Raw genomic sequence first — 9,178 nt, 5'->3', positions numbered from 1 at the left:
GCGATGCCCGCCGGGTACCGTCGCCCGCAGGCTGGGGGCCCGGCGGGCCGCCCGCGGCCGTCACCACGAAGGTGCCGCCGGCGCGCTCGTCGCGTTCCGCGGTCAACAGACCGTACGTCATGGCATCTTCGAGCAGGTCGCTGAAGGAGGAATATCCCCACGACCGCTCGTTGAAATCCGGCTTCTTGCGTTTCATGGTGTCCTTGACAAGCGACGAGTAGAGCGGGCCCTTGTGCTCGCGCACCAGACCCTCGATGGTGGCCACCAGCAGGTTGAACAGCTTCTTCTTGTCCACGGGCACGTCGTCCAGTTGCGCCGCCTCGACATCCACCAGCCCCTGTGCCAGATCGTCGTAGAAGATGAACTCGTCGCAGTTCGAGATCAGGAGCTTCGAACTGGATCCCTTCATGCCGACGCCGATGACTTCCTTGTTGTTCTCGCGCAGCTTCGAGACCAGCGGCGAGAAGTCGGAGTCGCCGGACACCAGCACGAAGACATCGATATGCTCCTTGCTGTAGCACAGGTCCATGGCATCGACCACCATGCGGATGTCGGCGCTGTTCTTGCCGCTCTGCCGCGGCGCCGGCACCTCGATCAGCTCGATGGCGGAGGCGTGCAGGTCCACCATGTAGTTCTGGTAGTAGCTCCAGTCCGCGTAGGCCTTCTTCACCACGATCTTGCCCTTCTCGAGCAACCGCCCCAGAACGAGGCCGATGTCGAAGCGTTGCCGCACGTCGCGGGCACCGATGGCGACGTTGTCGAAATCGAGGAAGACGGCGAGATTCGTGTCGTGATTGCTACTCATGTGTTTGCTCCTTGCTGTATCCGGGCGCCGGGCGCCGGGAGGGTATCCGTGACCGGAAAATAGCCTCTGGCATGCGCGTTCGGCTACAGGAATCTTGGGCGGGAGCGGCGCCGCTGCTATACTGTGCAGCCTCCGCTGGCGACTCACAGTGCAAAGGACGTACCATGGACGAAACCCTCAACGCAGCCGAACTCGCGAACCTCGTCGCACGCGTCTTCCGCCCCCAGGAGCGGGACGAGGGCCTCGCGATCATCGTGGACCTGCCCGACGAGCGTCTGCCCGACAACCCCGACTGGGCAGCGCGTCGCGCCATGGCGGCCGCGTGGGGCGACATTCTCGCCGGAGCCGCCGCCGCGACGGGACTCGACCGCGTGACGGTCGCCTGGTACCGCAACGCCGGCGGCAACAACGCGGATCTGCCGGACACGTGCGCGCTTGCCGGCGGCGGCGCCGTGCTCGCTCACGCGGACGATCTGGCCGGACACGACGCGTCGAGCTTCACCGACCTCTTCGCCTCCCACAGCCTGATCCTGGCGCCGACGGAGCTGTCGGCGACGGCGCCCCTGAAGGTGGCGGTCCGCGCGCACGAGATGCGCGCGGCGACCATGCCCGGATTCCTGCCCACGATGATCCCGGCGCTGCGCATCGACTACACCGAGGTCAACCGGCGCGTCGACCTGCTCAAGGCGCTGCTCGACGTCGCCACCGCCGCGGTCGTCAAGACCCGCTGCGGCGGACGCGAGCACGTCCTGCGGCTCGACCTGCGGCACAACGAGGCGCACGCCTCGGGCGGTCTCTTCCCGGCCAACGGCACGGCCGGCAACCTGCCGTCGGGCGAGACCTACATCGTGCCCTACGAGGGCAACCTGCCGGGCGACCCCAGCCTCAGCGCGGGGGAGCTCCCCGTGCAGTTCGACGACGAGGTCGTGCTCTACCGCATCGCGGGCAACAGGGCTGTGGCGGTGCTCAGCCGGGGTCCGCACAGCGAGCGCGAGGCCAGGTACATCCGCGACGAACCGGCCTACGCGAACCTGTCGGAGCTGGGCCTCGGCGTGCTGGGCGATTTTGGCCTGAAGCCCACGGGCAGCATCCTGCTGGACGAGAAGCTGGGCCTGCACATCGCCTTCGGGCGGAGCGATCATTTCGGGGGCAGCGTCGGCCCCGGCGATTTCTCCTCGCCCGACGCCGTTGTGCACATCGACCGGGTCTACATCCCCGAAATGCAGCCCGACGTGGCGGTCGCATCCCTGACTCTCGAATCGACGGCAGGGGCGCGCGAGATCATGCGCGACGGCCGCTGGATCGGGATCTTCTGACCATGGACCACGTGGGACGCATCTTCCGCCCGCCCAGCGAAGCGCAGAGCCTCCTGTTGCAGGTGACCGTCGGCTGCAGCTGGAACCGCTGCACCTACTGCGCCATGTACCGGGACGAGGAGCAGCGCTTCCGGGTCAAGCCCTTCGACACCGTCGCCGCCGACATCGACGAGGCCGCCGCCTCCGGGCGCCACTTCCCCCGTGTCTTCCTGTGCGACGGCGACGCGCTGGCCCTGCCCGCGCCGAAGCTCCGGCGCATCCTGCAGCGCCTGCGCGACCGCCTGCCCGGCGTGCGGCGCGTTGGCATCTACGGCGACGCGCGCACCGTCCTGCGCAAGAGCGCGGCGGAGCTGGGCGAGCTGCGCGGACTCGGCCTGGGCATCGTCTACCACGGCGTCGAGAGCGGCGACGAGACGACCCTGCGGCGGATCGACAAGGGATCGACCCGCGCGGAGACGGCAGCGGCCGCTCGCCGTCTGCACGAGGCGGGACTGCGCCACTCGGTGATCGTCATGCTGGGCATCGGTGGCGTGGCGAGGACGCGCGAACACGCCGCCGCCACCGCCGATCTGCTCACGGAGATGGATCCTCCCTATGTTGGCGCCCTGACCACCACGCTCGTGCCGGGCACACCGCTGCACGCGGACGCGCGGCGCGGCGACTTCAGGCTGCCCGATCCCTGGGGCCTGCTGGAGGAGCTGGAGACGCTGATCGCGCGCAGCAGGTTCACCCGGTGCGCCTTCCACGCCAATCACGCCAGCAACTACCTGCCCCTGCGCCTGAACCTGCCCGCGGACCGGGAAAAGGGGCTGTTGATGATCCGCGGGGCCCTGGATAGCCGCGATCCCACGCTGCTGATGCCCGAATACTGGCGCGGCCTGTAGGTTTGATCACCCAATATGGGAAACAGGTGAAAAATAGTCTTTGCGCGATTTATTACCTTCGCATATTATTGTCGAGAGACAGCTTTTGTCCCGTATAATGCGGACAACCAGACCGTGCCGGGCCGTGATGAAAGGTCCTCCCTCCGACCCCCTTGACCTTGATTCCGCGGTCCGGCACAGATATCCGGCCCCAAGCTTGCCTCCGGACCTGCCGGTCTAGCAGCGCCCACAACTAGAGACCACACATCACCGGCACGGTTCGGGGGCTGCTCCCCCCGCTTGACACGACTCGCGCTCTCGACGGACAATCGCCGCGTGCGACGAGTCACCCGGCAACCCGGGTCAGAGCACCGGCACCCAGAACCGAAAGCCGACGAACATGAGCGAAGCCGACCCTCGCAATATCAAAATCCTGCTGGTGGACGACGAGGAGGACCTGGTCACACTGCTGGCCGAACGCCTCTCGAAGCGCCGGATGGATGTCGTATGGGCAACTTCCGGAGAGGAGGCCCTGGCCATCAGCGCCGACCGCACCTTCGACGTGGCGGTAATCGACCTGAAGATGCCGCACATGGACGGTGTCGAGGTGATGCAGAGGCTCAAGGCGAGCCAGCCGCTGATCGAGACGATCATGTTCACCGGCCACGGCACCATGGAATCCGCCCTGGAGGCCGGCAAGCTGGACGCCTTTCGCTACATGATGAAACCCTGCGACTTCGACGAACTCGTGGGCGTCATCCAGGCGGCCTACGAGCAGAGACGCACTAATCTGCGGCTCAAGTACGAGGAGGAACTCCAGCAGGTCGTAGAGCACCATTTCACCCCCCGCGACATCCTGCACGCCAGCGAGGAGCTGCGCCGCAAGTATGAGCAGGACTGAGCCCCCCCCCTCCCCGTTTCGCCTGGTTCTGGTCGGCGGCGGCGAGCTGGTCGCCCCTTACCTGCGCCAGCTGCGCGAGATCGATCCGGACTCGCGCTTCTTGCACGTCGTCGGGCTCTGCACCGACGACCCCGCGGCGATCGAACTGGCCGCGGGGCTGGACGCGCCCCGCGTGGGGGGCTGTTTGACCGATGCTCTGCCCCCCGGCGGCGCCGACCTGATCGTCGATCTCAGGGACGTCGCGCGTCCCGGCACGGGCCTCGAGGCGCCCACGGGAACGCGGATCCTCGGGCCGCCCGTCGTGGATCTGCTCCGGCACGTCCTGGACTTCGCGACGCGGGACAGGCGGGCTCACGCCGAGAAGCACGCCGAACTGCTCGACCTCCAGATCAAGTTGAAACATTTCATGGAGTTCGCCCCTTTCGCGATCTACATGAAGGACGTCGGACTGAGATATCAGGCCATCAACAGGGTCGGGGCCGACATGCTGTCGCGCAGCCCCGCGGATTTCATCGGCCGTACCGATTTCGACCTGTTTCCGGCCACCGTGGCGCGACGCATCCAGAAATTCGAGATGGAGGTGCTGAACAAGAGCCGTACGGTCAAGTTCGACGGCGTCCTGCCGCTGCCCGGAGACGCGCGCATCTACTTCTCGGCCACCCTGATCCCCATCCTGCGCGACGAGAAACCCATCGGTCTCTACGGCCTGATCGAGGACATCACCGAGCTGCACACCAGCGAACGCCAGATCGTACGACAGCGCATGCAGATCACCGAGACGCGGGAATACCTGCAGGGGATTCTCAGGTACAGCCAGGACATGATCTTCCTCTGCCGCCCGGACGGGACCCTCATCGCGTTCAACGAGGCCGCGGAACGCATCACGGGATACGCGCAGGACGAGGTCCTCGGCAGGCAAGTGCAGGACCTGGCGGCCCGCCGCGACGAACTGGCGGCGCTGCTGGAGGAAACCCTGGCGGAGGGACACGCGGTCCTCTACGAGCTGAAGTTGAAGCGCCGCGACGGGATGGACATCGTCACCAACCTCTCGCTGACGAAGATCAGCGGCCGGGACAACCAGCCCCTGGAAGTGGTGGGCATCTGCCGCGACATCACCAAGCGGCTCCAGCTGCAGGAAGACCTGATCCAGAGCGAGCGGCTGGCCGCGATCGGCAAGATGGCGGCCGGCGTCGCCCACGAGATCAACAATCCGCTGGCGATCATCGAGACGGTGGCGGGTCTGATCAAGGAGACGCTGGCCGAGGTCTGTCACGACCTCGACGGGATGACCAGGGACAAGTTCAGGGGCTACATCGACAAGCTCCTCTTCCAGACCAAGCGCTGCACCACGATCACGCACAACCTGCTGGGCTTCGCGCGCAAGTCCAGCGGCGCCCAGACGCCCGTGACGGTGATGGACCTGCTGGACGAGGCCGTGGAACTTCTCCACCCGCACACGCACCGTATCGGCCTGGAAGTGCACCGTCACTATGCCGCGGACCTGCCGACGCTGAAAATCGACCCGATGCTGCTCGAGCAGATCTTCGTCAACCTGCTCACCAACGCCATCGACGCCATCGAGGAGCGGCACCCGCCACAACCGCGCATCGACCTGTCCGTCTCGATGGCGGAGCGGGCGGAAGGTGAAGACGCGCGTCTCGCGGTGACGATCAAGGACAACGGCGTGGGCATCCCCGAGGAGAACCTCAGGCAGATCTTCGAACTCTTCTACACCAGCAAGCCCGCGGGCAAGGGTACAGGTCTGGGCCTGTCCATCGTGCACAACATCCTGCAGAAAATCGGCGGCGAGATCCGCGCCGCCAGCGACGCGGCCGGGGGCTCCAGCTTCACCCTGCTCCTGCCCCTGCAACCGCCCGCAGAGCCGACCGACAGGGCACCCCTGTAGGCGTCACTCGCCCGCGCCGACTCGCCGGCGAACCGACACCACGTTGGGGATCGGCCAGGCGCGCCGGTTCAGGTCGCTTTCGAGGATTCCGCTCTCGAAGCTGCCCACGAACTCGTGACGCTCGCCGCCGGCGTACACGCAGAGCTGCGATTCGGGACCGCCCTCGACGTACATGGCGTTGGCTATGTCCAGCGGCAGATCCTGCAGGATGCCGATGAAGTCGTAGGTCGAATAGGGCGACCGGCAATGGATCATGAGCAGGCGGCCCGCGCCGTCGATCGCGATGGCGGCAGTGCTGTACCTGCGGTTCTGCTGCTCCCAGACGTTGTTGCCGTGGCAGGAGATCATGCGGATGCTCTGAACCAGCGTGCCGTAGTGCCCCGAGACCTGCGCGAAGTCCTGGCAGGTCCGATCGATGATCTGCACCGGCGGCACGGTGTCGTCCAGCCGGTCGAAGGCCAGGATCGTGTTGTCCTTGGAGACGTAGGTGTTGTTGGCGTGGTCCCGCGTCCGCATCAGCGAGACGCTGCGGCGGTAGTCGGTCTGGTACATGCTGGCGTTGATCGCCGCCACGCAGCCGTGCCGCGCGCACCACTCCCCGGCCGTATGCAGCTCCCCCTCGCCGGGCGCGGACGTGTTCAGGAGCGCGAACTCCCACACGGAGGGATCCACGCGCACCACGCGGACGATCGAGTCGCCCGACCGGGCGGCGACCGGCGAGGGGAACTCGCCCAGCTCCAGTCCGGGTTCGAGTTCGCGCCAGCCGTCGTGCGCTGCGGACGCGGGGCAGATCGCCGTCGCGGCGCAGAGCAGAAGGACCATTCCCGGGATACGCTCGATCTTCATGCCTCTCAAGGTAGCACGCCCGCCGGCCGCGCGGCCACCGGCATCACGCCATCTCCTCCATCAGCGCCAGCAATTCGTCGGTCTTGTCGCGCATCAGCGCCACATCGCCGCGCGATTCGACGTTCAGGCGCACCACCGGCTCGGTATTGGACATGCGCAGGTTGAAGCGCCAGCGCGCATGGTCGACCGAGAGGCCGTCGGTATGGTCCACGGCCACGGCGCCCGGGGCGTAACGCGCCTCGGCGGCCGCCAGCACGGCCAAGGGATCGCCGATCTCGCGGTTGATCTCGCCGCTGGCGGGATAGGCCGCCTGCATGGCGCCGACCAGCTTCGAGAGCGGTTCGCCGCTCACGCACATCTCCTGCAGCACCAGCAGCCAGGGGATCATGCCGCTGTCGCAGTAGGCGAAGTCGCGGAAGTAGTGGTGCGCGGACATCTCGCCGCCGTAGACGGCATCCTCGACGCGCATGCGCTCCTTGATGAAGGCGTGGCCGGTCTTGTTCATCAGCGGCCGCCCGCCAGCCGCGGTGACCACCTCGACGGTGTTCCAGGTCAGCCGCGGGTCGTGCACGACGGCCGCGCCCGGTTCGCGGCGCAGGGCCGCGCGCGCCAGGAGGCCCACCAGGTAGTAGCCCTCGACGAACGCGCCGGTCTCGTCGAAGAAGAAGCAGCGGTCGAAGTCTCCGTCCCAGGCCAGGCCCACGTCGGCGCCGTGCGCGCGCACGGCCTCGGCCGTGGCCGCCCGGTTCTCCGGCAGCAGGGGATTGGGCACGCCGTGGGGGAAGGCGCCGTCGGGTTCATGGTGCACCTTGACCAGGGTGAAGGGCAGGTGCGGTTCCAGCAGATCCACGGCGGGGCCGGCGCACCCGTTGCCGGCGTTGACCACGACCTTCAGGGGCACCAGGGCGCCGGGATCGACATAACCCAGCAGGTATTCCACGTATGCGTCGGCCGTGCTTTCGCGGACGACCCTGCCGGTCCGTCCGGCGGCGGGAAAAACACCCGACGCGGCCATCGCGCCGATCTCGTGCAGTCCCGTGTCGCCGCTGATGGGCCTGGCATCCTCGCGCACGAGCTTCATGCCGTTGTAGCCGAGGGGATTGTGGCTGGCGGTGACCATGATGCCGCCGTCCAGCTTCCGCGCGAAGGTCGTGTAGTAGATCTGTTCGGTGCCACAGAGGCCTATGTCCAGGACGTCTACGCCGCCTTCGTTCAGGCCGTCGGCCACGGCCGCGCACAGTTCCCGGCTGCTGGTGCGCACATCGCGGCCGACGCAGACGGTCCTGGCGCCGGTGCGGGCGGCGAACGCGCGGCCGATCCGGCGGGCTAGATCGGCGTCCAGGTCCTCGGGTACGCGCCCGCGGATATCGTAGGCTTTGAAGCATTCGGGGATGGCTGTCACGGGCGAACCCTCTTCCGGCCGGAGTGTTGGCGGCTTACCGTGCGATCGCAGGCAGTGTCCCGCGACCCGGGCGGATCGTCAAGAATCCGGATCCTGTCGGCGGCAACCCATCGGCGACAAGCACGTATCCCGAGGGTTCCAGACCCGGATTCATCGGACCATCGACAGCCTGGAGGCCAGACTTGGACGTTACGGCCCACCGCAGTGCCGTTGCCGTCCTCCTGTCCGTCGTGCTGGTTGCCAACTCCCGGGCCGACGGGAAACGGCTCGCCAACGCCCGGCCGGCCCTGCCGCCGGCGACGCTCGAGCCGGAGGAACTCTGGCGCGCGGGCGGAGAGGACGACGACATCATGTTCGGTCTGCCCGTCGAAACCCCTCGCGGACGACGCGGGCCGCGTCTACCTGGCCGACCAGCAACTCTGCCGGGTCTTCGTCTTCGGGCCGGACGGCAACCCGGCGGGAACCCCCGGCCGCGAGGGGGAGGGACCCGGCGAGGTGAGCGCACCCATCGGCCTGGTCCGCCAGCCCGACGGCACCTTCGGGCTGGCCGAGTTCTTCCCCGGCAAACTGGTCAAGCTCACGGCGGACGATCTGCCCGCGGGGCAGATCTACGTGGACGTGAGCGGCGGCGAGATCGTCCACATCATAGTGCGGCCTGGCTTCGTGACCTGGCGGCGCGACGAGCGCGACCGTAGGCGCGTGCTGTCCCTGTTCCAGACCTGGGCCAGCCCCGACCCCGAGACCTGGCCCGAGTTCGACCTCGAGAAGACCGAGCGCGCCATCACCGCCTTGCACATCGACGGCCGGGGCAGGCTCTGGGTGCAGCACAGTCGCAGCAACCGCGACCTGCCCGACGGCGTCTTTCTGAATCTGGACCTCTACGATCACGAGGGTGTCTGGCTGCGCGAGGTGCGGCTCGTCTGCGAGGGCAATCCCGTCAGCGACGGCCTGCACTTCCTGGGCGACGGCCGCGTGCTGCTGATCAAGAGCTTCGTGGTGGCACGGCTGGCATGTCTGGGCGCGGGCGCCGGCAGCATCGGCGAGGACGACTCGGACACGATCGAGATCGTCTACTACCGATTACCGGAAGTGGAATGAGCCGACTGGTCTAGTCCGCCCGGGTGCGCTATCCTGTCGCC

8 protein-coding genes are annotated in these 9,178 nt (G+C 67.4%); 5 read left to right on the top strand and 3 right to left on the bottom strand.

All coding sequences use genetic code 11. The annotated features are described in order from the left end of the window. A partial coding sequence (locus KJ554_06535) for an NYN domain-containing protein (protein MBU0741988.1) occupies window positions 1-805 on the bottom strand: 805 nt, incomplete at its 3' end. 164 nt (window positions 806-969) lie between these two features. Here KJ554_06535 and KJ554_06530 point away from each other — a divergent pair. The 4 genes from KJ554_06530 to KJ554_06515 all read left to right on the top strand — a co-directional run bounded on the left by KJ554_06530 (window position 970) and on the right by KJ554_06515 (window position 5,791). After that, window positions 970-2,121, top strand: a complete 1,152-nt coding sequence (locus KJ554_06530) for a hypothetical protein (GenBank protein MBU0741987.1) — start codon at window positions 970-972, stop codon at window positions 2,119-2,121. Window positions 2,122-2,123: 2 nt separating this feature from the next. Continuing rightward, a complete protein-coding gene (locus KJ554_06525) occupies window positions 2,124-3,005 on the top strand; it encodes a radical SAM protein (GenBank protein ID MBU0741986.1) in 882 nt (293 codons plus the stop codon). A gap of 379 nt (window positions 3,006-3,384) precedes the next feature. Further along, complete coding sequence (locus tag KJ554_06520; GenBank protein MBU0741985.1) at window positions 3,385-3,885, top strand: response regulator; 501 nt, start codon at window positions 3,385-3,387, stop codon at window positions 3,883-3,885. Then, complete coding sequence (locus tag KJ554_06515) at window positions 3,872-5,791, top strand: PAS domain-containing protein (GenBank protein MBU0741984.1); 1,920 nt, start codon at window positions 3,872-3,874, stop codon at window positions 5,789-5,791. The genes KJ554_06520 and KJ554_06515 overlap by 14 nt, the downstream gene beginning before the upstream one ends. Before the next feature lie 3 nt (window positions 5,792-5,794). On the opposite strand, the gene KJ554_06510 is transcribed toward KJ554_06515, so the two are convergent. Both KJ554_06510 and KJ554_06505 read right to left on the bottom strand, forming a co-directional pair. After that, window positions 5,795-6,637, bottom strand: a complete 843-nt coding sequence (locus tag KJ554_06510; GenBank protein MBU0741983.1) for a phosphodiester glycosidase family protein — start codon at window positions 6,635-6,637, stop codon at window positions 5,795-5,797. Window positions 6,638-6,680: 43 nt separating this feature from the next. Beyond that, window positions 6,681-8,039: a phosphomannomutase gene (locus tag KJ554_06505; GenBank protein MBU0741982.1), complete on the bottom strand. Its 1,359-nt coding sequence runs from the start codon at window positions 8,037-8,039 to the stop codon at window positions 6,681-6,683. Between the two features lie 495 nt (window positions 8,040-8,534). Here KJ554_06505 and KJ554_06500 point away from each other — a divergent pair, with 495 nt between their 5' ends. Continuing rightward, on the top strand, window positions 8,535-9,137 hold the full coding sequence (locus KJ554_06500; GenBank protein MBU0741981.1) for a hypothetical protein: 603 nt from the start codon (window positions 8,535-8,537) through the stop codon (window positions 9,135-9,137). Window positions 9,138-9,178 lie beyond the last annotated feature (41 nt).

The sequence above is a fragment of the bacterium genome, from assembly GCA_018814885.1.
Classification (GTDB): domain Bacteria; phylum Krumholzibacteriota; class Krumholzibacteriia; order LZORAL124-64-63; family LZORAL124-64-63; genus JAHIYU01.
This window is presented reverse-complemented; position numbering and strand designations above follow the sequence as displayed.

Bases quoted from the DNA above. Each gene is read 5' to 3' on its own strand.
- KJ554_06510 (MBU0741983.1), bottom strand. From the start codon at position 6,637: ATGAAGATCGAGCGTATCCCGGGAATGGTCCTTCTGCTCTGCGCCGCG.
- KJ554_06530 (MBU0741987.1), top strand. From the start codon at position 970: ATGGACGAAACCCTCAACGCAGCCGAACTCGCGAACCTCGTCGCACGC.
- KJ554_06520 (MBU0741985.1), top strand. From the start codon at position 3,385: ATGAGCGAAGCCGACCCTCGCAATATCAAAATCCTGCTGGTGGACGAC.
- KJ554_06525 (MBU0741986.1), top strand. From the start codon at position 2,124: ATGGACCACGTGGGACGCATCTTCCGCCCGCCCAGCGAAGCGCAGAGC.
- KJ554_06515 (MBU0741984.1), top strand. From the start codon at position 3,872: ATGAGCAGGACTGAGCCCCCCCCCTCCCCGTTTCGCCTGGTTCTGGTC.